The sequence below is a fragment of the Streptomyces sp. NPDC101151 genome (assembly GCF_044768335.1).
Lineage (GTDB): Bacteria > Actinomycetota > Actinomycetes > Streptomycetales > Streptomycetaceae > Streptomyces.
The window spans coordinates 256,766-280,637 of sequence record NZ_JBIWPP010000010.1 but is presented as its reverse complement, the minus strand read 5'-3'; the positions used below and the strand labels follow the sequence as shown (position 1 = coordinate 280,637).

Below are 23,872 nucleotides of genomic sequence, written 5' to 3'. Positions count from 1 at the left end.
ACTTTCCCGGGAACTCACGGCCGCCCCGCCACGACTACTGCAACGGAACACCACCGAGCCCTGCAAGCAAGGAGCCAGCATGTCCATCGAACGGCCGGTCGCCACAGCCCTGGCCGCGGCCCTCTGTCTGGTCACGGCGGCATGCGCCGACTCCTCGACGGACGAGAGGGCGAGCGGCAAGAACACCGAGGCCGCCGCCTCGAGGACCGGGTACCCGGTGACCATCGAGAACTGCGGCCGGACCCAGACCTTCGAGAAGGCCCCCAGCCGCGTGGTCGTCATGAACGGCGCCTCGGTCGCCGAGGTTTCGACCCTCCTCGCCCTCGGCCTCGGCGACAAGATCGTCGCCAATGAGCAGGCGTACGGCATGAGCGAGGTGCCGGGCCGGGCCAAGGCCATCAAGGCCCTGCCCACCGGGAACATCAAACTCAACGACGCCTACGACATCCCCCGCGAGGCGATGCTCGGCCTGCGTCCGGACCTGGTGCTGTCCACGACGTCGTACGGCTTCGACGAGAAGAACGGCTTCGCCACCCGCGAGCAGCTCAAGCAGGTGGCAGCCAACACCTACGTCTCCCCGCAGGGCTGCAAGCAGGACACCTCGAAGATGACCGTCGCCGACAGCTACACGCTGCTGCGCGACATGGGGAGGATCTTCAACGTCTCCGACCGGGCGGAGAAGCTGATCGCCGCCTCGGAGAAGCACATCGGCGAGATCTCCGCCAAGGTCCAGGGCAAGAAGGCACCCAAGGTGATGGTGCTCTTCTCCAACATGTCCATGGGCGGCAACGACTTCAGCTCCGTCGTCGCTCGGGGCATCTACAACGACATCCTCACCAACGCGGGCGGTTCCAACGCCTTCGCTTCGGCCTCCAAGACCTCCTTCGCCGACCTGAGCAAGGAGAAGGTGGCCGCCACCGACGTCGACGCGCTCGTCGTCATCGGCTACAACGACCCCGACCCGGCGGCCTACGCCAAGAAACTGCTGAAGGAGTTCCCCCAGTGGCCGGCCGCGAAGAAGAACAAGTACGTGGTGCTGTCCGACTCGATGTACCTCGGCCCCAGCAACGACCTGGCCGTGGAGAAGATCGCCAAGATGCTGCACCCCGACGCCTTCTGAGCCGTCCGACCCGACTGCGGGTCACCCTGGCTCTCACCCTCCTGCCCGTCGCGCTGATCGCCACCATGATCGTGGCGATCAGCATCGGCGCGGTCACCGTCCCCCTCGGCGACGTGTGGGGCATCGTCTGGCACCACGTCACCGGGCAGGGTGCCTCCGGTGACCTCGCCACCGACCAGATCGTCTGGAACTTCCGCACTCCCCGGGTGGTGCTTGCGGCCCTGGTCGGCGCCGGCCTGGCCGTCTCGGGCGCGGTGCTGCAGACCGTGGTGGCCAACCCGCTCGCCGACCCCATCGTCCTCGGCTTCTCCTACGGCGCCACGCTCGGCGCGGTGCTGGTCATCACCCTGGGCGGAGGCGTGGCGCTCGCGGGCCTCGGCGTATCGGCGGCCGCCTTCCTCGGCGCGGTGGCGGCGGGCGCGCTGGTCTTCGCCCTCGGGCAGCGGCGCGGCCGGATGGCCCCGACCCGGCTGGTTCTGGCCGGGGTCGCGGTCGGCTACGTCTTCCTCTCCGCGACCAGCTACGTCCAGTTGCAGGCGACGCCGACCGAGCTGCGGACGGTCATGTTCTGGATGCTGGGCAGCGTGGCCGGCGCCCAGTGGGACCAACTGCCGACGGTGACGGTGGTGGTGCTGGCAGGCACCGCCCTCCTCACACTGTTCGGGCGGCGGCTCAATGTTCTGCTGGCCGGAGACGACTCCGCCGCCGCGCTCGGTGTGGACGTCAACCGCCTGCGCGCGGTCCTTCTCGTGCTCAGCGCGCTGTTGACCGGAACCGTCATCGCCGTCGCCGGCAGCATCGGCTTCGTCGGGCTGATGATCCCGCACCTGGTCCGCCTCACCCTCGGCGCCGACCACCGCAGGCTCCTGCCCCTGACCGCCCTGCTGGGCGCCCTCTACCTGGTCCTCGTCGACCTGCTCTCGCGCACCCTCAACCGCCCCAACGAACTCCCGCTGGGTATCCTCACCGCCCTGCTGGGCGCTCCGTTCTTCCTGTGGCTGCTGCGCCGCAACAAGGGCCTGGACTGAAGCATGAAACTCACCGTCGAGCGGCTCCACATCACCCTGGACCGCAGTCCGATCCTCCGCGATGTGAGCCTGGAAGCCCGAAAGGGCGACATCGTCGGCCTCGTCGGCCCCAACGGCAGCGGCAAGTCCACACTGCTGCGCGCCGTCTACCGCTCGCTGCGTCCGGCGGACGGCGTGGTCAGGGTCGGTGACGACGACGTATGGGCCCTGTCCGCCCGTGGCGCGGCCCGCCGAACCGCCGCTGTCCTCCAGGACGCCACCGGCAACACCACCGGCTTGACGGTCACCGAGATCGTCGCGCTCGGCCGCTCACCCCACCACGGCCTGCTGGGGCGCGACGGCGCGGAGGACCACCGGGCCGTGGCCGACGCCATCGACCGCTGCGGTGTACGGCCGTACGCGGACCGGGACTACGCCTCCCTGTCCGGTGGCGAGCGCCAACGTGTGCTGCTGGCCCGGGCCTTGGCCCAGGACCCCCGGCTGCTCGTGCTCGACGAGCTGACCAACCACCTGGACATCCGCGCCCGGTTCGAGCTGCTGGACCTGATCCGCGCCACCGGTGTCACCACGCTTGCGGTCCTGCACGACCTCGACCTGGCCGCCCGACTGTGCGATCACCTGGTCGTCCTGCACGAGGGCGCCGTGGTGACGGCGGGACCGGTCCTGGACGTGCTGTCCCCGCAGCTCCTGGCCGACGTCTTCGGCGTACGCGCGCACGCCGAACGGCAGGCGGACGGAGTCGTCCGCATCACCTACGCGGCTCAGCCACTCGCCCATGGCCACGGGGAGGAGGGCGGCGGTGACATGACGGGCGACGAGACCGGTGCGCAGGACGACCGGAGGGTGAAGACGGGAGAACTGTGATGCCGGGTCAGGCGCCCTTTTCAGCAGGTGTCTCGTACTGAATGCCGGTACGCGTCGCTTCGCTCGCCTCCGCACCACCGAACCGGGCCACCAGGTGCAGCGCCATGTCGATACCGGCCGACACCCCGGCGCTGCTGACGATGTCACCGTCGTCCACGTACCGGTCCCGCGTACGCACGTCGATCGTGCCGTCGAGCTTCGTGAGCTTGTCGAGGTAGTGGTGGTGCGTGGTGGCCGGCCGGCCGGCCAACAGCCCCGCGGCAGCCAGCACCAGCGAGCCCGTACACACGCTCGCCAGTACGGTGCCACGTTCGTGGAGGCCGCGCAGCCAGTGGAGATGTCCTTCGTCGCGCGCCAGAGTTCGGGTGCCGTTGCCACCGGGATGGACGAGTACGTCGAGCGGCGGCGCCGTGTTCGTGCCGCAGTCGGCGACGAGGCGGAGCCCCTTCGAGCAGACCACCACAGCATCAGCGTCCGGTCCGACGGCCAGAAGCCGCACCGGAGACGACGCGATGTGGGAGGCCCAGAAGCCGAGCACCTCCCACGGGCCCACCACGTCGAGTTCCTCGACGTCCTCGAACAGCAGCACACCGATGGTCAGGGTGTCGGTCACGATCACACCGTAGACGAGGAAGGCGCCTCCGAGCCCCACGTGTCCTGCCAGAAAGTGCGTAGCCCCCCGGGCGTCGATGGGTGTCCCGGGGCAGCACGGCGCGGTCGGATGCACCGCCGCACACTCCTCGGAAGGGTCTGGACCACGAGCGGTGCGGACGGCCTGGCGCCTGTGGCGACTTTGTGGGACCTGCACCTGCGGCCGCCCGAGCCGGCATCTGCCGCGCCGGCTGCGACCTCCGCACCGCCCCCAGTGCCCGCGCGTGAGCTTTCTGCGCATCACCGTGCGACACCGGCCAGGGCCAGCGCCACCAGCCGTAGCCACCACGCGGATCCCCACCGCTTCGGCGGCGCCCGACGGCAGCCGTCTGCAGCTGCGCGCCCGCACCAGCGACGGGATCGACACCTCCACCTGGTCCGGCTGGAAGGCCTTCCGCATCGACGCGACCGCCGTACAGCCCGCAGTCCTGTCCACACAGCTGGTCGATGAGGGCCTGCTACGAGGGCAAGTGCTCGGCGTGGGCGTGGACCGACAAGACCCCGCTCCGCCCGTCAGGGCCGTAGACCGGCCCGTCTGAGTGCGACTCCGGACAACTCGGAGATGACGTCGGGGTCCCCGCGGCGCCAGGCGTCGGCGAGGCCGCCGGGTGGGGTGGGGAGCGCGGCGAGGTCGCGCTGCGGTCCGGTGAGGGCGCGCAGGGCGAGCAGGTCGGCGCCCCCGGGGTTGTCCAGGAGGCGCCGCGTGGTCGTGCTGCGCCGGATCCAGAGCAGACGTGGAGGGAGCCACAGCACCAGTACGAAGGCCACGGGGAGGACGATCAGGGCGAGTGTGGTGAGGTCGGCCACCTGGCCCACGATGTGCTGCAGCGACTGTCCGGCGTCGGAGAGACCGGTGCCGGCGCCGGCGGCGGACTGGAGCGGCTTCTTCAGGGCGCCCCCGATGAGCGGCACGTTCGAAGCCGCGTCGGCCGCGTCAGCGAGGCCGTCGGCGAGGTTGTCGCCCGCGCTCTGCGCCTGCCGGCCAGGCTCCGCCAGCCGCATGATCGCGTCGTGGACGGTCAGGGCGAACTTCACCGTGGCCGCGATCAGGGCCACGGCGATCAGGTCCGCGAGTACCTGACGGCTCCGGCGTGCCGGGGTCTGGGCGTAAAGGCGCATGGGTGTGCTCCGTCCCGCTCACCGTCTGACCCAGCACGTTCGCCCATGGACGCACGCCTCGGCCGTGCGACATGCGGTGCCTTGCTCCGGGAAGCCCGGCAGGTCAGCCGATGGGGTGATGGGAGGCGACGGGAAGAGGAGGGGCTGGACGTCGGTGGCGAGGGTGGCCGCCCGGTCCATGTGGATCCGGGCCCCGGGATTTTGGTGGGCCCGCCCCCGGCGCACCCCCGGCACGGTGTGACGGCCTACGGGCCCCGGTGATCAAGGCCATCCTCGACGTTCCCCGGCGAAAAGCAACGCCCAGGGACCGTCCCTTGGGTCCACTCGGCGTCGTGGCGTCGGTCCATGGCGTGAGCGGCCGCCTGCTCGGGCGGCAGCGGGTTCACGCGCCGCACCGTCACGTCGGTTGCCACGAGGGCAGGATTCCAGCTGACGCCTGCGGGCGCGCTGCGGTGCACGAGCGGTGGCGCGAGCGAATAATCGGAGCATGGGGCGTCGACTCGCCGACGTGAGCACTCCCGCCCGCGTGGCCGCGAAAGGCGAGGGACTGGGGCAGGACGAGCTGGCGCTGGCCGCCCGGAATCACGGTCTGCCGCTGGAAGCCATGCGCTACGACGTGACCCCGCCGGGCCTACACTACGTCCTGACGCACTACGACATCCCCCCTGTGCCGGACGAGGCCGCGTGGCGGCTCACCGTGATCGGACGCGTGCGGCGCGTGCTGTGCCTCTCGACTGCGGAGCTGCGCACGTATCCGGCGGTCACGACACGTGTGACCCTGGAGTGCGCAGGCAACGGCAGGGCCCTGCTGTCGCCGAGGCCGGTGAGCCAGCCGTGGCTGGTCGGAGCCGTAGGCACGGCGGAATGGACCGGGGTGCCCCTGCGCCTGCTCCTGGACGAGGCCGGTGTCGGGTCCGACGCTGTCGACGTGGTGTTCACCGGCGCCGATCACGGTGTGGAGCGCGGTGTGGAGCAGGACTACGAGCGCAGTCTTCCCATCGACGTCGCAACGTGCGACGACCCCGAGGTGCTCGTGGCCTACGCCATGGACGGCGCACCCCTGCCGCCCCAGCACGGCAGGCCACTGCGTCTGGTGGTGCCCGGCTGGTACGGGATGGCCCAGGTGAAGTGGTTGCGGGGCATCACCGTCATCGACGCCCCCTTCACCGGCTTCCAGCAATCCGTGGCCTACCGGATCAGGCAGGAGGCCGGGGAGGCGGGGGAGCCGGTCACTCGTATTGCTCCACGGGCACTCGTGATACCGCCCGGCTTCCCCGACTTCATGTCCCGCACGCGGGTGGTCGCGCCCGGTCCGGTCCTCCTCGAAGGACGGGCGTGGTCGGGATGCGCGCCGGTGACGTCGGTGCAGGTCAGCACCGACGGTGGCGCGACCTGGCAGCCGGCCGGGCTCGAACCGGATGGTGGCCACCGCTGGGCCTGGCGCCGGTGGTCCTTCATGTGGTCCGCAGTCCCCGGTGACCACGTCCTCAGCGTCCGCGCCGCGGACGAGTCGGCGAACGTCCAGCCCTTGGAACAGCCGTGGAACCGAGGCGGCTTTGCCAACAACGTGGTCCAGCGCGTTCCGGTGTTCTGCCCGGACAGTGCCAAGACCGCATGACGACAGGCATACCGGTGAGTCCGGTGCGGGACTCCGGCGCCCGTCCCCGGGGCCGGGGCACGGGACTTTGAGGACTACCCGTGGCAGAAGTTCGACCGTCCGGCCGACGACAGACACCCACTTGCGCCTCAGCCCCGGACAGACCGCCTGACCCGTGTCAGTTTGTGAGTGTTCTGTATCCCGGCAAGGGTCGAGGCGTGGGGCTGTTCTCTGGTGAGCACGGCTCCGAGACCGGAGAGGACGGCCGATGGCAAGTGGCGGAAGGCCGTCGGGTTCGGCCCCGTCCGGTGGGACGCGACGCCCGGGGCCGGACGAGAAGCCGGTGCTGGAGCGGCTGAGGCGCGTGCGCATCGCCGGGACGGCTGCCGTCTCGGCGGCCGCGGCTCGTACTCGGGCGACGACGCGGCGCATCGGGCAGATGCCGCCGCCCCCGGGGCCGTTCCGGCGGGGGTTCTGGCGCAGTCCGATCCGCGGACCTTGGCTGACCTCGGTGTTCGGGCTGGTCCTCCTGATCGGCATCCCACTGCTGTTCATCACCGGACTGCTCTCCTACGCCTCCTACAACCCCGGGCTGAGTCCCATCAACGACGAGACTCCCGACAAGGGTGTCCTGGGCTTCTACCTCTTCAGCTGGCCCACGCACCCGTACTGGCTGTACCGGCTGCTCCAGGGCGTGCATGTGACGCTGGGTGTGGTCCTCGTGCCGGTGCTGCTGGCCAAGTTGTGGTCGGTGATCCCGAAGCTGTTCGAATGGCTGCCGGTGCGCTCCGTCGCCCACGGGCTGGAGCGGCTTTCGCTGCTGATGCTGGTCGGTGGTGCCATCTTCGAATTCGTCACCGGGATCTTCAACATCCAGCTCTACTACGTCTTCCCGGGCTCGTTCTACCGCCTGCACTTCTACGGCGCGTGGGTGTTCATCGCCGCCTTCGTCGTCCACGTGTGCCTCAGACTCGGCCGGATGACACGGGCCCTGCGCTCGCGCAGCCTGGGCGACGAGCTGCGCACCGACCTCGCCCACACAGTGCCCGAACCACCCGATCCCGACGGTCTGGTGGCGGCTGCCCCCGCCCCGCCGACGATGACCCGCCGCGGCGCGGTGGGCATGGTGGGAGCGGGATCGCTGCTCCTCCTCGTCGTGACCGCCGGACAGAGCATCGGTGGCTGGATGCGCGCCACCGCGCTCCTCGCACCGCACAACCGCGACCCCGGCAGTGGCCCGAACGCCTTCCAGATCAACAAGACGGCGGCGAAAGTGGGCGTCACCCCCGCACTCGTCGGCCCCGCCTGGCGACTGGAGGTCCACGGGCGCGGAGCGCCCCAGGTCCTCACCCGCGAGCAGCTCCTGGCGATGCCCCAGCACGCCGCCGCACTCCCGATCGCCTGCGTGGAGGGATGGTCGACCGAGGACCAGCGCTGGAGCGGCCTCCGGTTGGCCGACCTCGCCGCCGCGGCCGGTATGCCCGATGCAGGAAGCGTCCTGGTCCAGTCGATCCAACCCCCCGGCCCCTTCACCAGGGTGGTGCTGCGGGGCAACCAGATCCACGACCCCCGAGCGCTGCTCGCCCTCCGCGTCAACGGCGCGGACCTCTCGCTCGACCACGGCTATCCGGCCCGCGTCATCGTCCCGGCCAACCCCGGCGTGAACAACACCAAGTGGGTCCACCGGCTCACCTTCAGGGCGTGACCATGGCACGATTCGTCCGCTGGTACGGCTCCGGCCCCTTGCACCTGCTCGTCCTGATCGCCTCGTTCGCCCTCACCGGCTACGCCATGGTGCGCCTGTTCGCCGTCCAGCCGTGGGAGGTGGCGATCTGGCTCGTCGGTGCGGCGATCCTTCACGATCTGATCCTGCTGCCCCTGTACTCGCTCGCCGACCTGTCGGCCCTCTCCGTGCTCCGTCACCGCGCCGCCGAAGGACCGACGGTGCCATGGATCAACCACCTGCGCGTCCCCGCCTTCCTCTCGGGTCTGCTCCTGCTGGTCTGGTTCCCCCTCATCCTCCGCCTCGCGGTCCCCTATCCCGGTGACACCGGGCTGTCCGACGACGTCTACGTCGGCCGCTGGCTGGCGATCACCGGCGTGCTCTTCGCTGCCTCCGCGGTGGCCCTCGCGGCGAGACTGCGCCGCGTGCGGCGGGCCGCCCGGAGTGACGAGAGCAGACCCGCCCCAGGTGGTGGCGCCGCACCGTGACGACCGACGAGGACGAGCTGTACGACGCCGACGAGGATCCCTACGCCCTGGCCCTGCGATCCGGCCGTGGACGGGTGTACCTACGGCTGGTCGACGGGCGCCGGATCCGGATGCCGGTCCACCGCTGGCACGAGAGGCCCACCGAGGCCGACAAGACCGTGCTGGAACGCTGCATCGGCCCCGTCCTCGATGTCGGCTGCGGCCCGGGCCGCATGTGCAGGGCACTCCTGAACCGGGGAGTCTTCGCCCTCGGTGTCGACATCGCGCCTCGCGCGGTCGCGCTGACCACGGCCCTGGGCGGCCTCGCACTCTGCCGATCGGTCTTCGACCGGCTGCCGGCCGAGAGGGGCTGGCAGACGGTGCTGCTCATCGACGGCAACATCGGCATCGGAGGCGACCCCCGGGGCCTGCTGCGCCGCTGCGGCCGGCTCATCGCCCCCACCGGGCGCCTCGTCGTCGAGGTCGACCCCCACGACATCGAAGAGCTGTGCACCGCCCGGTTCGAGAACGTTCAGGGCCGGAGCGGTCCGTTCTTTCCCTGGGCGCGGCTGGGGCGACGAGCGCTCCACAGGGTCGCCGCTGATCTTGCCCTCGGCGTCACCGACCAGTGGACGAGCGGGCACCGCTGCTTTGCCACCCTCGCCCAGCAGGGATCATCCTCGGACTGCCCTGACACGCAATCACCGTGATGAGACGGGCGGGATCACCGTCGTCCGAGCCGAACCCTGTCACGCTCCTGATGATCGACGTCACCGCGCTCGGGCAGCCACCAGCCGTGTTGCGGAAACGCACACCGATTCCGGTCACCGACCACGACGTGAAGGTCGACCCGGTCATCACGCCGGATGAAGTCATCGAGTGCACGGCGACACAGCGTCGGGAGCGGGGTGCTCGGTGAGCAGGTCCTCGGCCAGGCCGCGCGGCAGGACCAGTGCGTCGGCGCCGGGGTGCCCGGCTGCGTGGAGTGGACGAACAGCTGCCGGCCGGGCGCGCTGGTGACGGTGAACGCTTCGTAGTAACGAGGGCCCTGGATCGGCGCCCTTCAAGTAGGAGTGTTCTGCGGCTGTTGCGGCCGGCGCTTCGTGATCTTGAACCTCGCGGCTGTTCACGAGAACGGCATCGGTATGGACCGCCCGCCCCGCATGAGGGCAGCAGGCCCTTCCGGGTGGGGAATACGGCCATCAGTCTCCGGACGGATTGAGGACGGTGCGGTCGAACGGCCCGCCATGCGCGGTGGCGTACTCGACGGCGTCGTTGACGGCGTCGAGGGGGAAGGTCCGCATCCGTTCGGGATCGAGGTCGAGCGCACGTGACGCGATGAGGCGGATCATGCCGACGTTCGCCGAACGCGGGTACATCCACTGTCCGCGCACGGTGACCGAGTTGCGCATGATCCACGGGTAGGGCAGGGCGAAATCCGCGCCGCCGAGCATGCCGACACCGCCCATGAGGACGACGCGGCCGTATTCGCGGACGGTCATGGCCGCAGCGCGCGATGCCGTGCTGGGCGCGGCGGGCGGGAGCAGGTCGAGCACCATGTCGATCGGGTCCTCGGCGGCCGCGGACATGGCCGCGCGGTCGGCGGCCTCGTCGCCGGTCAGTCCGACCGGGCGGACACGTGGGCCGAACCGGTCGGCGAGGAGGTCGAGCGCGGCGCGGTTGCGGCCGGGCGCGATCACGCGGCCCGCCCCCATCGCAAGCGCCACGGCGACCGCGGCGCTGCCGAGGTTTCCGGTGGCCCCGCTGACGAGCAGCGTCTCGCCGGCTTGGAGCCGGCCCGCCAGCAGTCCTCCGTAGGGGATGGTGTACACGCCGAGCGAGGACCAGCGAGCCGGGTCGGCCTCGGCTTCCAGGGGCAGGGGGTGGACGTTCTCCGTGGGTACCCGCATGAGCTCGGCGAACGATCCGTCGGGCAGATGCCGGGCGAGCCTGGCGCCACCGTCGCCGCGGGAGCTCCAGCCCTGCAGCGTGATGTCGGGGGCCAGCGCGTCGTCGCGAGAGCGGACCGTGCAGTCGCACCACACCAGGTCGCCGACGCGCAGCCGGGTGGCGTCCGGGCCGATGTGGACGATGCGTCCCACGCCGCCGGGGCCTGGTACCACAGGGGGTTCGAGCGGGTAGTTCCGCCGGCCGCTGAAGACCTCCTCGGCGTAGGGGGGGACAGTGGCCGCGAGGACTTCGACCACCACCTCGCCGCCGCCCGCGCCCGGGTCGGGTATCTCCTGCACGGTGAGCGGGGCACCGAACTGTGTCAGGACTGCTGCTCGCATCTGCTGACCTCCTTGGTCGTCGGTCTTGAGGCTAGGAGTGCAGAGGGCATGCGCCAAGCGACGATCTGGCATCTGTGGTATGCGTAGTGCGCATGGACTTCTCCAGTACGTCTCTACGGGTGCTGCGGCAGGTCGCCGAGTCGGGGAGTTTCTCCGCGGCGGCCTCCCAGCTCGGCTACACCCAGTCGGCGGTCTCGCGCCAAGCGGCGGGCCTGGAACGGAGCGCGGGCGCCGTGCTGTTCGAGCGCCGCTTCGACGGGGTGCAGCTCACGCCCGCCGGCCTGAACCTGTTGCGGCACGCTCGCACGATCCTGGACTCCGTCGCGGCGGCCGAGCGCGAACTCACCGGCTCCGCCGTACCGACGGAACTGGTGCGGTTGGGGATGTTCCCCAGCGCCGGGGCAGTGATCCTGCCCGGCGTGCTCACCCGGCTCGCGACGGCCACCCCGCACATCACGGTCACGACGCGTGAGGGCACCACGCCCGGCCTGCTCCGGGCGCTGCGGGCGGGCTCGATCGACATCGCCGTGCTGACGTCCCGCCCGCCGCACCGTCCGTCGGACGGCGAGTCCCCCCGGTTGCACGTCGAGCCCGTCGAGGACACCGAACTGCTCGTAGGGGCGTCCAGCACCGGCCTGTTCGCCGGCCGGAGCGCGGTGCACGTCGACGAGCTCGTCGATGCTCCCTGGATCGCGGCCCCGTCACCGAGTGCAGAACCTCTGCTCGGGGTCTGGCCGGGCCTGCCCGGGCGGCCGCGCACGGTCCATACGACGAGGGACTGGCTGACGAAGCTGCAGCTGGTTGCCGGCGGTTTCGGCGTGACAACGGTCCCGTCCCGCATGTCGACGGTGCTGCCGCCCGGCGTGAGCCTGCTGCGGGTGGACGGAGTACCCCCCGAGGTCCGGCGGATTCTCATGGCGCGGCTTCCCGGCCGGCCGGCTCCGGGAATCGCGGCCGTCACCCGAGCGATCGCCTCCGCCCCGTGACCGTCGCCGCAGCCCGCAGCCCGCTGATGCTGTGCCATCCTCACGTGTTCTGTGGCCCTGCCAGGGCCTGCCACCGGAAGTACCTCGATGCTCCGACCCCTCTCCGGGCTTCTGCTGATCTTGTTCTGGCGCAGGACCATCTGTGAGAACGGGCCCGGGGCATCACGGTCCTCAACCGGTGTCGGCGGCGATGTGTACGCGGTCGATGTCCGCGTCGTCCTGAAGGGGACTCAAGGGCTTGCCGGGACACAAGTCGTGGCTGCCGGCTGCGGGAGTCGTTGTCGTGGTGGGGGAGACCGGAGGGGATCGAGGCGGTCCTGGCTGCGAACTTCCGGGTGCTGCTGCCGCATCTGGACGAGCGTCAGCGGCGGCCGGCCATAGGGGCGGAAGCGCGGTCGCTGCGGCATGGCGGGATCAGGCTCGTCGCTGCTGCGGCCGAGCCCAAGGAGCTGGGGGTCTGCTCGCAGGGTCTGAGAACTGGGGGAACTGTGGGACGGGTTCCCGGTCGGCTTGATTTCCGAAAGTTGCCGGAGGGCACCGCGGCTGGCATGAGTCGCAGGCGCGTTCCTCTCGAACGGAGGGGAAAGCCGATAGAAAGCCAATACCCATGCGGGCATGCAATGCTTGGATATACCCATTCGCTTTCGATATAACCCTATAAAGGTGATGTGGCGAGCATAGGGGGTGTGTGCGAATATTAAGTATTGTATGGCGAAGCTCTTGTGGGGCCTGACGTCCAAAATTCACACAACTCATTTTGGGCCGGCCCCTGAGGGGAGCGGGCAGTGGCGCAGGAAATTCTGGACCGGACGGCCCATGTGCTGGGGGTCGACATCGGCGGGACCGGTATCAAGGGAGCGCCGGTCGACCTCGACCTCGGCAGCCTCATCGGTGAGCGGGTCCGGATCCCGACCCCGCATCCGGCGACCCCGGGGGCAGTCGCTGACGTGGTCGTGAAGGTCCTCTCCCAGATAGGCGTCCAAGGACCGGTCGGGCTGACGCTCCCGGCCGTCATCCGGGGCGGCAAAGTCCAGACGACGTCCAATATCGACCCGGCCTGGATGGATACGGACGCGGCCCGGCTCTTCGCGGGAGCGACCGGCCGCGACGTGAGGGTGGTGAACGACGCCGACGCGGCCGGGATCGCCGAGATGCGCTTCGGCGCCGGCAAGGGACGCAAGGGCGTCGTCGTGATGGTGACGCTCGGCACCGGTATCGGCAGTGCCGTCTTCTCCGACGGGATCCTGGTGCCCAACAGCGAGCTGGGGCACCTGCCGCTGCACCACGAGGATGCCGAGGACTGGGCCGCGGAGTCGGTGCGCGAGCACGACGACCTGTCCTGGAAGAAATGGGCGCACCGTCTGCAGACGTATCTCGAGCTCGTCCAGCGGCTGCTGTGGCCCGACCTGATCGTCATCGGCGGCGGCGTCAGCAAGAAGGCCGATAAGTTCCTGCCGCACATCGAGCTCAGGACCGAGATCGTACCGGCGCAGCTGTTGAACGATGCGGGCATTGTCGGCGCGGCGCTCTTCGCCCCGGCCGGGAAGGCGCAACCCTAGTCCGCCGCGCTCGACATGAAGGCAGGGGCGGCACCTTCAGGGAGGCTCGCATTGGGCAACAACGACCTGGAAACACTTTCCGTCAACACGATCCGCACCCTGTGCATGGACGCCATCCAGGCGGCCGACTCCGGCCATCCGGGAACGCCGATGGGAATCGCCCCGGTCGCGTACACGCTCTGGCAGCGCTTCCTGCGCTTCGACCCGGCCGACCCGATCTGGCCTAACCGCGACCGCTTCGTGCTGTCGGAGGGACACGCCTCCGCGTTGCTCTGGTCGCTGCTCCACCTCACCGGCGTGCGGGCTGTCGACCCCGACTATGAGATCCTCGGCCGCCCCGCCGTGAGCCTCGACGACCTCAGGACGTTCCGCCAGCTCGGCTCGCGTTGTCCAGGGCACCCGGAGTACCGGTGGACCAGCGGCGTGGAGACCACGACCGGCCCGCTCGGCCAGGGCGTTGCGACCTCGGTCGGCATGGCGATCGCCGGGCAGTGGCTCGCCGCCCGGTACAACCGTGACGACTTCACCCTCTTCGACTTCGACGTGTACGCGATGGCCGGCGACGGCTGCATGATGGAGGGGATCTCCTCGGAGGCTGCCTCGCTCGCGGCCCATCAGCGGCTGTCGAACCTTTGCTGGATCTACGATTCCAACCGGGTGACGATCGAGGGTCACACCGACATCGCGTTCACCGAGGATGTGGCGGCCCGGTTCATCGGCTACGGCTGGAACGTCACCACTGTGGCCGACGCCAACGACCTCGACGCGGCGGCCCGCGCGCTGCACACCTTCAAGTCCGAGAACGAGCGCCCGACGCTCATCGTGGTGCACAGCCACATCGGCTACGGGTCACCGGTCGAGGACACCCCGAAGGCGCACGGCGCGCCGTTCGGCGTGGAGGGTGTCAAGTCGACCAAGCGATTCCTCGGGATGCCGGAGGACAAGGACTTCTTCGTTCCCGGCGGCGTCTACGAGCACTTCGCCGCAGGCGTCGGCGCTCGCGGTCGCGAAGCCCGGACGAGCTGGGAAAGCCGATTCGAGGCCTACCGAACCACCCATCCCGAGCTCGCCGACGAGTTGGGGCGCATCCAGCGGCGTGAACTGCCGGAGGGCTGGGAGTCGGTGCTGCCGACCTTCGTGGCCGACCCCAAGGGCATCTCCGGCCGCGACTCCAGCGGCCAGGTGCTCAACGCCCTTGCCCGAGCGGTGCCGTGGCTGGTCGGCGGGTCCGCGGACCTCTCGCCGTCGACCAAGACCAACCTCACGTTCTCCGGCGCCGGAGACTTCCAGGCCGATGACCGCTCGGGGCGCAACCTCCACTTCGGGATCCGCGAGCACGCCGCCACCGCGATCACGAACGGGATGGCGCTGACCAAGCTGCGTTCGTACTGGTCGGGGTTCCTGATCTTCTCCGACTACGCGCGCGCCGCGATCCGGCTCTCGGCGCTGATGGAGATCCCGGTCGTGCACATCTTCACCCACGACTCGATCGGGGTCGGCGAGGACGGCCCGACCCACCAGCCCGTCGAGCAGCTCGCGTCGCTGCGCGCGATGCCGGGGCTGCTGGTGTTCCGCCCGGCCGACGCGAACGAGGTCGTGGAGGCCTGGCGGGTCGTCGCCGCGCTCAGGCACGAGCCGGCGGTGCTGGTCCTGTCCCGTCAGGCACTGCCGACCCTGGACCGCTCCGAGATGGGGGCCGCATCCGGGGTGGCCAGGGGAGCCTATGTCCTGGTCGACGCGGCGGACGGCAAGCCCGACGTCATCCTGCTCGCCACCGGCTCGGAGGTGCAACTCGCGCTCGCGGCCCGTGACGAGCTCGCCGCCGAGGGCCTCGCGGCTCGCGTGGTCAGCATGCCCTGCTGGGAATTGTTCGACCGCCAGTCCAAGGAATACCGCGACTCGGTCATCCCGCCCGGGATCCGGGCCCGGGTCGCCGTCGAGCAGGCGGCGACCTTCGGCTGGGACCGTTACGTCGGCGACGGGGGCGCGGTCGTCGGCATGCGCACGTTCGGGGCATCGGCGCCGCTCAAGCAGCTTCTGACCAAATTCGGCTTCACCCCCGAGAAGGTCACCCAGGTTGCCCGCGAGTGCGTGGCCGCCGGAAGGGAGCAGGCGTGAACGTAACCCAGGCGCTCCACGAGGCCAACGCCTCGCGCGCTCCGGTGAACGTGACGGTGCTGCTCTCGCGGACCACAACCGGGCCGCAGCCGATGCCTACCTGCGTGGCGCCGAGCGCATGGCGCGGGCCGGCCACGACCCCGCCGTCGGCTCGGTCGCGTCGGTACTCCTTCGACCAGTGGGGCGTCGAACTCGGCAAGGTGCTTGCTGTCGCGATCACCCCGGAGCCCGAGGGCGCGACCGGCCCTGAACTCGGTCACGACCCGTCCACGAACGCGCTGATCCGGCACTACCGCACGCTCAAGGACTAGGAGGCGCCACATGGCGACAGACAAGCCCATGCAGCTCGGGATGATCGGGCTCGGCAGGATGGGGGCGAACCTGGTGCGTCGGCTGATGCGGGACGGCCACCATTGCGTCGTGTCCGACGTCAACGCGGCCGCCGTCGCCGAACTGGCCGGCGAGGGCGCGACGGGCGCGGACTCACCCCGGGACTTCATCGCGAAACTGGACAAGCCACGGGTCGTATGGCTCATGCTCCCGGCTGCGATCGTCGACTCCATCCTCGACCAGCTCGAGCCGTTGCTGGAGCCCGGCGACATCCTGATCGACGGCGGCAATTCCTACTACCGCGACGACATCACGCGCGCCAAGCGTCTTGCCGGCAAGTCGCTGCACTATGTCGACTGCGGGACCAGCGGTGGGATCTGGGGGCTGGAGCGCGGCTACTGCCTGATGATCGGCGGCGAGGATGAGGTCGTGGCCCATCTGGACCCGCTCTTCAAGACGATCGCTCCCGGCGAGGGCAGTGCCGAGCCGACGCCGAGCCGGACCCGGACCGACGGCACCGCCCCGCTCGGGTACCTGCACTGTGGGCCGAACGGCGCCGGGCACTTCGTGAAGATGGTCCACAACGGGGTCGAGTACGGGATGATGGCCGCGATCGCCGAGGGCCTCAGCATCATCAAGCGCGCGGACGCCGGCAAAGGCCGGCAAGAGGTCGACGCGGAGACGACGCCGCTGCGCGATGCGTGGGCCTACCAGTACGACATCGACGTCGGCGAGGTGGCCGAGGTCTGGCGGCGCGGCTCGGTCGTCGGCTCGTGGCTGGTCGACCTGATCGCCGACGCCTTCGCCGGCTCGCCCTCCCTCGACGGTTTCGCCGGGCGGGTCTCCGACTCCGGGGAAGGCCGCTGGACCGTCCTCGCCGCGGTGGACGAAGGCGTCCCGGCACCGGTCATCACCACCTCGCTCTACGAGCGCTTCGAGTCCAGAGAAGCCGGGGAGTTCACCGACAAGATCCTCTCGGCGATGCGCTCGGAGTTCGGCGGGCACGCCGAAAAGAAGAGTTGAGGGCTGTGCATCACGAACTCGAAGTCGTCGCCGACCCCGATGCGGTCGCCGGCACCGCGGCGGCGTTCGTGGCGCGGCCGGCCCGGGCCCGCGCGCAGGCCCACGGCCGAGTCACGTCCGCCGTCAGCGGGGGGCACACGCCATGGGCGATGTTCGCGCGGCTCACGCATGAGCACGTCCCCTGGGAGCACGTGGCGGTGTTCCAGGTCGACGAGCGGGTCGCGCCCGACGGCGACCCGGACCGCAACCTCACCCACCTGCGGGAGAGCCTCGGTGCGGCCCCGGCCGAGGTCATCGCGATGCCCGTGAACGACGCCGGCCTCGACGCGGCGGCCGCCGCCTGCGGGCGGTCGCCGCCCGAGCGTTTCGACCTCGTTCACCCGGGCCTCGGCCCGGACGGGCACACCGCTTCGCTGGTGCCACGGGACCCGGTGCCCGAAGTCCTGGACCGGCTGGTGGCCCCGACGGCGCCCTACATCGGCCACCAGCGCATGACACCCACCTACCCTGCGCTCGCTCGCGCCCAGCAAGTGCTCTGGCTCATCACCGGAGAGGACAAGCGCGAACCGCTCTCAAAGCTCATCATGGGAGACCGGCCGATTCCCGCCGGCCGGGTCGAGGCGGCGGCGTCGCTCGTCCTCGCGGACGCGGCGGCCGGCCAGGGCCCGGCTCGCGCCGACGCCCGGTCGCCAGCATGACCATGACGCCCGACCCTATTGCCGTGCCGGCCCCGTAAGGGGGATCAGATGGCCTTGAACTCATCGAACGTTCCCGCAGACGTGCTGGTCATTTTCGGGATCACCGGCGACCTCGCGCGAAAGATGACGTTTCGCTCGCTCTATCGGCTTGAGCGGCGCAAGCTGCTGACCTGCCCGATCGTCGGAGTGGCGCGCGACGGCTGGTCCGACGACGCGCTGCGTGACCACGCCCGCGCGGCGATCAAGGCAGCGGGCGAGCCGCTCGACGACAGCGTCTTTTCCCGGTTCGCCGCCCGACTCAGCTATGTGCAGGGCGATTACGCCGACCCGGAGACGTTCCATCGCCTCGCTCGGGCGGTCGACGGCAGGCGGCACCCCGTCTTCTACCTGGAGATCCCGCCGTCACTGTTCGCCCGGGCGGTCGGGGGCCTGGCAGGCGCCGGGCTGACCAAGGGCGCCCGAGTTGTCGTGGAGAAACCATTCGGGCATGACCTCGCGTCGGCGCGCGCCCTCAACGCCGAGCTGCGTCAGCTCCTCGACGAGGATCAGCTGCTGAGGATCGACCACTTCCTCGGCAAAGAGCCGGCGATGGACATCCTGTTCCTGCGGTTCGCCAACTCCGTGTTCGAGCCGGTGTGGAGCCGAGACCACATCTCCTGCGTGCAGATCACCATGGCCGAGGACTTCGGGGTCGAGGACCGCGGCCACTTCTACGACCCGGTCGGCGCCCTCCGCGACGTCGTGCAGAACCATCTGCTGCAGCTGCTCGCCCTGGTGGCGTCCGAGCCACCGTCAGCCGCCGATGCGGACGCGCTCCGGGACCGCCGGGTCGATGTGTTCCGGGCGATCCCCGACGCCGACCCGGCTCACTACGTCCGCGGTCAGTACGAGGGGTACCTGCAGGTGCCCGGAGTGCGGCCGCGCTCGCGCACCGAGACCTTCGTCGGGTTGCGGCTGGAGGTCGAGAACTGGCGCTGGTCCGGGGTGCCGTTCTTCATCCGCGCCGGCAAGTCCCTCCCCGAGCGAGTGACCGAGATCCGGATCGTGTTCAAGCGCCCGCCGCGGCTCGCGTTCGCGAAGGGGTTCACGCCCGAGCCCGGCCAGTGGATCCTGCGGATCGATCCGAGCCCCGGCATGAACTTCCGCATCCAGGCCAAGCAGCCGGGCAAGCAGGACACGCAACTGGTGGACCTCGACCTCCTCTTCGCGGCCGAGCTGGGTGAGGCACCCGAACCGTACGAACGCCTGCTCAGTGATGCCATGCAAGGCAACGCGAGCCTGTTCACCCGAGAGGACTCGGTGGAGGAGACGTGGCGAATCGTCCAGCCGTTGCTGGAGTCGCCCGGCGACCCCGAGCACTACCGGCAGGGGACCTGGGGACCGGCGGGAGCGAGCAAGCTCGTCGCCGGATACCCGCGATGGCACGAACCATGGCTGCCGGCGCGGTCCCCCGAGTGAGACAGCCGCGCCCCGGACCTGGCGAACGGCACGGTGATCAGGCCACCTGGGTGAGAAGCGGGTCCGGCAGAACTCTCACCAGCGCTGTCGGAAGAGCCCGCCACAGCTGGACCTTGTCCGGCAAGAAGGGCAATGCGCCCGTACCGCTTCTCCGTCGCCCGGCTCCCCGTGCCCGCGGTCGGCGAGGACATCGTGGGCGGGACCATGAGCACCGGCCGGGTACTCGTCACGCACATCGACGGGCCTCTTGACGAGCCGACCGGGGGACGCGTGGCGCGTGACGCGATCGCACATCACGCTGGTTCGGCCTCGTCCTTCGCCTATAGGGCTACCTGACAGGACCGCGCTCTTGCGGGGCGGTCAGCATGCCCTCGACAATGCGGCGCACCTTGCTCACAGCACTGTCGTCGCCGAGCCGTAGAGCCGTGTTGGCGGCGCACAGCAGGGCGTCGATCCGGAAGACGGCGAGTTCGACGTCCAGGTCCGCAATCTCACCGATGTCAATGGCGTACCGCAGTTCACCGGCGATGACTTCGAGCCACTCGGGTCCTTTGATACCGCCCATGGTTGAACACCTCTGCCCGCATCGGCCTCGCGGTGCTGCGTCGCCTCGCGTCCTTCGACGTCGAGCTCCACTGCACCGACCAGGGCCGCACGATCCGCGATGAGTACGTGATCGTCGACGGCGGAAGCCTGGCCGGTACCGGCGCGCACTCCTACTCCGTCACCAAGTGACCCGTGGCCGCCACCGCACGGGTCGATGGACGGGCCGGTGTGCACGCTCGTTGATTTCATCCGGGCGGTGGCAGCCCGGCCTTCAGTTCAGCTCCGCTGTGGCCTGGCGCAGATGGGGAGGGTGGTGGACAACACGGCCCTCCCCGTACTGCTGCCGTCGCTTTCCGCCGGCCTGGCGCCCCGAGTCAACGATGTGATCGACCGTTCAGTCCGGACCGTGCCACCAGGTCAGCGGCACTGGCCGGACCGGGGTCCGTGCACGGTGTTGCCGCTTTGGTCCAGCCCCGGCTTGTTGCCCTTGCAGGACAGCGGGCCGTCGACCTGGTTGTTCTCGAAGGTGGGAATGGCTTCGTCGGGCAGCAGGCCGCTGCCGCTGTTGTCGGTGATCGTCACCAGCCCGGTCACCGCGTTGTCGGACGCCTCGACGCCGCCGCTGTTGGCGTCAAGAGTGAACGGACCCCGGATGACGTTGCCCTGGCAGGTCGTCGGCTCGCCGCCGATCCGTACGTAGCCGGTGCTGTGCCTGACGGTGAGGGGGCCGGTGAGTGCCGACCCGCAGATGGAGAGGGCGAGCGCTCCGTCGGCGGTGACGGGTCCGGTGATCCGCGCGTCGGAGAGGGAGAGCGAACCGCCGGGCCGCACGGTGATCCTGCCGACCTGGCTGCCGTCGGAGGCGATGCAGATCGCCTGACCGTCGGCGACGGTCAGGGTTCCGTGGTGGGCCGTGGCGATGCAGGGCCGGCTGAAGCCGACCGTGACATCCGTGGGCTCGTCGGTCGAGCTCCCGGTGAAGTCGGCGTCACCGCTGTAGGTGGCGGTGATCGCGTGGGCGCCGGGGCGGAGTCCGCCGGTGGTGAAGCTGGCCCGGCCGCCGTCTAGCGGTACGTCCGCCAGTGGTGTCGTGCCGTCGGAGAAGGTCACCGTGCCGCTCGGGGTGCCGACGGCCGGGTTCACCGGACCGACGGCGGCGGTGAGGGTGACGGGGTGGCCGAACAGCGGGGTGTCGGTGTCCGCGGTGAGCAGGACGGAGGCCGTGTAGCGGAAAGAGACGATCGCCTTGCCGTTGCCGTGCTGGACGCCCTGGCGCAGGGAGACGTCGGTCGCGGCCGGTGTCGCGTAGCTGCTGCCGCCGCCACCTCCGGCGCCGTAGAGGTTGCCCGGATTGCCGCCGCCGGAGCCGCCACCGCCACCGAAGTAGCCACCGCCTCCGCCGCCGTTGCCGCCCCGGGCGCCGTTGCCGCCGGGCCCGCCGCTGCCGGGGTTGGGCAGACCGGTGTTGGGGTCGGTGTCGCCTCCTGCGATGCCGGGGCCGCCGAGGGCAGAGTTGGGGCTGCCGGTCCCGGGTGTGGTCTGGCTGCCCCCGCCGCCCGCGACGCCGGACCCGTCCGGGCCGCCGCCTTGGCCGCCGTCCTGTCCGAGCGGGGCTCCGCCGTCCCCTCCGTGCAGGAGCGGTCCGCCGTTGCCCGCGCCTCCGCCGCCGCCGGCCACCAGGACCCGGTCGGAGGGGCCGAAGTCACCGACTCGCACGTCGGAGGCGCCGCCCCCGGAACCGCCACCGCCATGGGCACCTCCGCCACCGGATCCGTGGCCGAATCCGCCGAGCCGGGCGAACTCGCCGTGCCGGGAGGTGCCGGAGACGCCGGCGGCTCCCACGGTGATCTGGAGCTTCTGGCCCGCGGTGACGGCCAGCCGGGCGTGACTCTCCCCGCCGAGTCCGCCCGGTGCTCCGGTGTTCGGCGGGTTGGGGGCGACGAAGCCGGCCGCGCTGCCGCCCTCGGCGCCGTACAGGTCGACGGTGACGGCGTTCATCCCCTCCGGCACGGTGAAGGCGTCCGTGCCGGTGGAGGTGTAGGTGCAGGTGGGCGGGGAGGTGGTGAACAGGCCGCCGACGCCGCAGGGCGAAGCGGTAGCGGCGGAGTCGGCGGGATCGGCCGGAACGGCGGCTCCGGCCGGCAACGGCGCGAGGACCGCCGTGAGGAGGCCGGCCACGCCGACAGCGGGCAGGAGCTTGGTTCGCAGGAGGCTCAACGGGTTTCCCTGAGGCAGGAGTCGGTTGATCGAGGGCAGAGCCGGCGCCGTGGCGGCGCCGGCTTGCGCGGACGTCTCAGACGCCGTCGTCGGCGCACAGGGCCCAGACGTCGGAGGAGGTGCTCGGCGAGCTGACGCCGCCGGTGTGGGCGAAGGCGGTCCAGTACGCGGCCGTGGTGGTGCCGTCGCTGACCGGCGTGCCGCCGGAGTCGCTGGGATAGCTGCCGTTGAGATGGTCGCCCTGGGAGCCGGGGCCGGTGAAGTCGGTGGTGGTGACGCTGCCTCCGCTGATCGCAGCGCCGCCGCTGACGAGCTTGCCGTCGTTGCCGCCGCAGCCGACGGTCACGGTCTGCCCGGAGGTGGCGGACGTGGGGCCACTGACCTCGCTGTAGCGCACCTTGACGGTCGTACCGCTGATGTTGATGTTGTTGCCGCTGCAGATGGCGTAGGCGTAGGTGGTGTTGTTGCTGTTGCCGCCTCCGCCGTTCCAGCCGACCGTGCTCCATGAGTCGGGGTTGGTCTCGCCGTCGGCCGCAGCCTTCTGGCCGTAGTCGTGCGCGGCGTTGTTGAAGGTGGGGAAGCTCGCGATCGGCTTGAGGCTGCCGGTGCTCGCGGGCGTGGTGCGGGCGCCGCCGCCGAGCAGACGGGTGTTGGCGGGGCAGGTGGCGGTGACCAGGCCGACTGTGCTGCTGCCGGTCGGGCCGGCGAGCTTGTTCATCACCACCTGGATGTGGTTGATGAGGCTGCTGGTGAGGCATATGGCGTAGGGGGTGCTGGAGAAGCCGGCGTCGACCGCTCCTCCGCTGCCGCCGATGCCGAGCCAGTGGGTGACGTCGGTGCCGACCACGCCGGTGGAGCCGGTGTATTCGGTGCTGCCGTCCGGGCTGGGCGACGTGCCGTTGATGTGGTTGCCGTTGGACGCCATCCCGGTGCCGATGGCCTGATTGATGCCGCCTCCTGAGATCAGCCCGCTGGTGCAGGAGGCGTCTGTGGTGATCTCGGAGAAGGTGGTGGTCGGGCCGGCCGTGGCTCCGGGGGTCTTGACCGTGACCCCGACGGTGTTGGCGTACGCGACGCCTGGAACTGCCAGGGCCAGTGCGGCGCCGATGACCAGTGTCTTTCCTGCGACGAGTTGCCGCAGACGTCTTGTCTTCATCGAGTCCTCTCACGTGCGCAGGGCGACCAGCCATGTGGCCGTCGCGTACCGCGCAGGGGGCGATGTGTGATTCGCTTGCCGATCAGGTGACTGTGGCCGTGCATGGCCCGAAGGCTCCCTGTTGGGGAGCTCGCTCACGTGCCGCGGCAGCGGCGTCTCCCGGGTGTTCCGAGGCGCCCGCTTTCCGCTTGGAGCACGCGGACTCTAACAGTGATTCAGGCGCGCATGTACAGCCTCTGTGCCTGCAAATTCCTGGCAGATGCGGCTTCCATTCCCCGATCAGCATCGCATCTCGGAGGACCGCACATATGACCGCTGCCTACGCTGAACCTCGCTCGTACGATGCTCCAGCGGGCGGGGAAGTCATTCATCGGTGTCAGTGGCCGGACCGCGAGCATGTGTGGATGCTGCCGACGTTGTGTCCGCCGCGATGTATGACATCCGGCGTGCAGTCAGGTGAGCCGGCATGGGGGCAAGCGACGGTCACGTCCGCTGGAGTGGTGTATCGACGGCCACTCGCTGATCTCGTTTTGAGGCCATGCGGTGACCAGGCGGAGCAGGGTGGTGTGGTCGGGGAAGACGCCGACGATGTCGGTGCGGTGGCGGATCTCCTTGTTGAGGCGTTCCTGCGGGTTGTTTCGACCTGATCTGATCCTGTTGGCGCATTCGGCTCAGGCTGCGGCGGTTTGGAGTGCGGTGATGCGAGAGGCGCGGGTACCGGAGTGAGGGATGCCGAACAGCAACCGTCAGCACGGACGATATTGATCGCGGCCGCGGTAAGGACGTGTTCCAGGCTTGTCTTGTTCGCACCTCGTTATCGGCATCTGCGTAGGCCGAAGGTCCGTACTGCTGGGGAGGTGGTGCCTTCGGCGCCCGCGCGCACGGCGTACTGCTCCGTCCGCTCGGTGGTCTCCTGTGCGG

Annotated in this window: 24 protein-coding genes and 2 pseudogenes; 19 read left to right on the top strand and 7 right to left on the bottom strand. The window is 70.2% G+C overall.

Annotated elements, in window-relative coordinates:
• Nucleotides 1–79: 79 nt before the first annotated feature.
• From ACIRU3_RS21445 to ACIRU3_RS21435, 3 genes are all read left to right on the top strand, one after another.
• Nucleotides 80–1,120, top strand: a complete 1,041-nt coding sequence (locus tag ACIRU3_RS21445) for an ABC transporter substrate-binding protein (protein ID WP_404058413.1) — start codon at nucleotides 80–82, stop codon at nucleotides 1,118–1,120.
• Between the two features lie 65 nt (nucleotides 1,121–1,185).
• Nucleotides 1,186–2,148: a FecCD family ABC transporter permease gene (locus tag ACIRU3_RS21440; RefSeq protein ID WP_404058411.1), complete on the top strand. Its 963-nt coding sequence runs from the start codon at nucleotides 1,186–1,188 to the stop codon at nucleotides 2,146–2,148.
• A gap of 3 nt (nucleotides 2,149–2,151) precedes the next feature.
• Nucleotides 2,152–3,012, top strand: coding sequence for an ABC transporter ATP-binding protein (locus tag ACIRU3_RS21435; protein WP_404058409.1), 861 nt, complete (start codon nucleotides 2,152–2,154; stop codon nucleotides 3,010–3,012).
• A 7-nt stretch (nucleotides 3,013–3,019) separates the two neighbouring features.
• On the opposite strand, the gene ACIRU3_RS21430 is transcribed toward ACIRU3_RS21435, so the two are convergent.
• The gene (locus ACIRU3_RS21430; protein WP_404058407.1) at nucleotides 3,020–3,625 is read right to left on the bottom strand and encodes a DJ-1/PfpI family protein; all 606 of its coding nucleotides are present in this window, start codon (nucleotides 3,623–3,625) and stop codon (nucleotides 3,020–3,022) included.
• Nucleotides 3,626–3,887: 262 nt separating this feature from the next.
• Here ACIRU3_RS21430 and ACIRU3_RS21425 point away from each other — a divergent pair, with 262 nt between their 5' ends.
• On the top strand, nucleotides 3,888–4,202 hold the full coding sequence (locus tag ACIRU3_RS21425; RefSeq protein WP_404058405.1) for a hypothetical protein: 315 nt from the start codon (nucleotides 3,888–3,890) through the stop codon (nucleotides 4,200–4,202).
• On the opposite strand, the gene ACIRU3_RS21420 is transcribed toward ACIRU3_RS21425, so the two are convergent.
• Nucleotides 4,177–4,782 (bottom strand): hypothetical protein, encoded by a 606-nt coding sequence (locus ACIRU3_RS21420; protein WP_404058403.1) that lies wholly within the window; start codon nucleotides 4,780–4,782, stop codon nucleotides 4,177–4,179. The genes ACIRU3_RS21425 and ACIRU3_RS21420 overlap by 26 nt on opposite strands.
• A gap of 487 nt (nucleotides 4,783–5,269) precedes the next feature.
• On the opposite strand from ACIRU3_RS21420, the gene ACIRU3_RS21415 reads away from it, so the two are divergent.
• The 6 genes from ACIRU3_RS21415 to ACIRU3_RS21390 all read left to right on the top strand — a co-directional run bounded on the left by ACIRU3_RS21415 (nucleotide 5,270) and on the right by ACIRU3_RS21390 (nucleotide 9,606).
• Nucleotides 5,270–6,400, top strand: coding sequence for a sulfite oxidase (locus tag ACIRU3_RS21415; protein WP_404058401.1), 1,131 nt, complete (start codon nucleotides 5,270–5,272; stop codon nucleotides 6,398–6,400).
• Between the two features lie 418 nt (nucleotides 6,401–6,818).
• Nucleotides 6,819–8,084 (top strand): molybdopterin-dependent oxidoreductase, encoded by a 1,266-nt coding sequence (locus tag ACIRU3_RS21410; protein ID WP_404058487.1) that lies wholly within the window; start codon nucleotides 6,819–6,821, stop codon nucleotides 8,082–8,084.
• Nucleotides 8,085–8,086: 2 nt separating this feature from the next.
• A complete protein-coding gene (locus tag ACIRU3_RS21405; RefSeq protein WP_404058485.1) occupies nucleotides 8,087–8,590 on the top strand; it encodes a hypothetical protein in 504 nt (167 codons plus the stop codon).
• The gene (locus ACIRU3_RS21400) at nucleotides 8,587–9,279 is read left to right on the top strand and encodes a class I SAM-dependent methyltransferase (RefSeq protein ID WP_404058399.1); all 693 of its coding nucleotides are present in this window, start codon (nucleotides 8,587–8,589) and stop codon (nucleotides 9,277–9,279) included. Before ACIRU3_RS21405 ends, ACIRU3_RS21400 begins: the two co-directional genes overlap by 4 nt.
• A gap of 50 nt (nucleotides 9,280–9,329) precedes the next feature.
• A complete protein-coding gene (locus ACIRU3_RS21395) occupies nucleotides 9,330–9,488 on the top strand; it encodes a hypothetical protein (RefSeq protein ID WP_404058397.1) in 159 nt (52 codons plus the stop codon).
• Nucleotides 9,478–9,606, top strand: a complete 129-nt coding sequence (locus ACIRU3_RS21390) for a hypothetical protein (RefSeq protein WP_404058395.1) — start codon at nucleotides 9,478–9,480, stop codon at nucleotides 9,604–9,606. The genes ACIRU3_RS21395 and ACIRU3_RS21390 overlap by 11 nt, the downstream gene beginning before the upstream one ends.
• 165 nt (nucleotides 9,607–9,771) lie before the next feature.
• On the opposite strand, the gene ACIRU3_RS21385 is transcribed toward ACIRU3_RS21390, so the two are convergent.
• A complete protein-coding gene (locus tag ACIRU3_RS21385) occupies nucleotides 9,772–10,860 on the bottom strand; it encodes an alcohol dehydrogenase catalytic domain-containing protein (protein WP_404058393.1) in 1,089 nt (362 codons plus the stop codon).
• Between the two features lie 92 nt (nucleotides 10,861–10,952).
• Here ACIRU3_RS21385 and ACIRU3_RS21380 point away from each other — a divergent pair, with 92 nt between their 5' ends.
• The 8 genes and pseudogenes from ACIRU3_RS21380 (at nucleotide 10,953) to ACIRU3_RS21345 (ending at nucleotide 19,368) form a co-directional block, all read left to right on the top strand.
• A complete protein-coding gene (locus ACIRU3_RS21380; RefSeq protein ID WP_404058391.1) occupies nucleotides 10,953–11,846 on the top strand; it encodes a LysR family transcriptional regulator in 894 nt (297 codons plus the stop codon).
• 785 nt (nucleotides 11,847–12,631) lie between these two features.
• On the top strand, nucleotides 12,632–13,405 hold the full coding sequence (gene ppgK, locus ACIRU3_RS21375; RefSeq protein WP_404058389.1) for a polyphosphate--glucose phosphotransferase: 774 nt from the start codon (nucleotides 12,632–12,634) through the stop codon (nucleotides 13,403–13,405).
• A gap of 51 nt (nucleotides 13,406–13,456) precedes the next feature.
• On the top strand, nucleotides 13,457–15,523 hold the full coding sequence (tkt, locus tag ACIRU3_RS21370; RefSeq protein ID WP_404058387.1) for a transketolase: 2,067 nt from the start codon (nucleotides 13,457–13,459) through the stop codon (nucleotides 15,521–15,523).
• A gap of 167 nt (nucleotides 15,524–15,690) precedes the next feature.
• Nucleotides 15,691–15,834: pseudogene (locus ACIRU3_RS21365) on the top strand (hypothetical protein); the annotation flags it as partial.
• A gap of 10 nt (nucleotides 15,835–15,844) precedes the next feature.
• On the top strand, nucleotides 15,845–16,876 hold the full coding sequence (gnd, locus tag ACIRU3_RS21360; protein ID WP_404058385.1) for a phosphogluconate dehydrogenase (NAD(+)-dependent, decarboxylating): 1,032 nt from the start codon (nucleotides 15,845–15,847) through the stop codon (nucleotides 16,874–16,876).
• Nucleotides 16,877–16,881: 5 nt separating this feature from the next.
• Nucleotides 16,882–17,574 (top strand): 6-phosphogluconolactonase, encoded by a 693-nt coding sequence (locus tag ACIRU3_RS21355; protein WP_404058383.1) that lies wholly within the window; start codon nucleotides 16,882–16,884, stop codon nucleotides 17,572–17,574.
• 48 nt (nucleotides 17,575–17,622) lie between these two features.
• A complete protein-coding gene (gene zwf, locus ACIRU3_RS21350; protein WP_404058381.1) occupies nucleotides 17,623–19,032 on the top strand; it encodes a glucose-6-phosphate dehydrogenase in 1,410 nt (469 codons plus the stop codon).
• Nucleotides 19,033–19,164: 132 nt separating this feature from the next.
• Nucleotides 19,165–19,368 carry a hypothetical protein gene (locus ACIRU3_RS21345; protein WP_404058379.1) on the top strand — a complete coding sequence of 68 codons (204 nt, stop codon included), beginning with the start codon at nucleotides 19,165–19,167 and terminating at the stop codon, nucleotides 19,366–19,368.
• Here ACIRU3_RS21345 and ACIRU3_RS21340 read toward each other — a convergent pair.
• Nucleotides 19,361–19,597 carry a TetR family transcriptional regulator C-terminal domain-containing protein gene (locus ACIRU3_RS21340; protein WP_404058377.1) on the bottom strand — a complete coding sequence of 79 codons (237 nt, stop codon included), beginning with the start codon at nucleotides 19,595–19,597 and terminating at the stop codon, nucleotides 19,361–19,363. The genes ACIRU3_RS21345 and ACIRU3_RS21340 overlap by 8 nt on opposite strands.
• Nucleotides 19,598–19,599: 2 nt before the next feature.
• Here ACIRU3_RS21340 and ACIRU3_RS21335 point away from each other — a divergent pair, with 2 nt between their 5' ends.
• The gene (locus ACIRU3_RS21335; protein WP_404058375.1) at nucleotides 19,600–19,767 is read left to right on the top strand and encodes a hypothetical protein; all 168 of its coding nucleotides are present in this window, start codon (nucleotides 19,600–19,602) and stop codon (nucleotides 19,765–19,767) included.
• A 228-nt stretch (nucleotides 19,768–19,995) separates the two neighbouring features.
• Here ACIRU3_RS21335 and ACIRU3_RS21330 read toward each other — a convergent pair whose 3' ends face one another.
• The 3 genes and pseudogenes from ACIRU3_RS21330 to ACIRU3_RS21320 all read right to left on the bottom strand — a co-directional run.
• A complete protein-coding gene (locus ACIRU3_RS21330; protein WP_404058373.1) occupies nucleotides 19,996–21,795 on the bottom strand; it encodes an Ig-like domain-containing protein in 1,800 nt (599 codons plus the stop codon).
• Between the two features lie 76 nt (nucleotides 21,796–21,871).
• Nucleotides 21,872–22,951, bottom strand: coding sequence for a hypothetical protein (locus ACIRU3_RS21325; protein ID WP_404058371.1), 1,080 nt, complete (start codon nucleotides 22,949–22,951; stop codon nucleotides 21,872–21,874).
• Between the two features lie 512 nt (nucleotides 22,952–23,463).
• Nucleotides 23,464–23,589 (bottom strand): annotated as a pseudogene (locus tag ACIRU3_RS21320) (transposase); the annotation flags it as partial.
• Nucleotides 23,590–23,872: the final 283 nt, after the last annotated feature.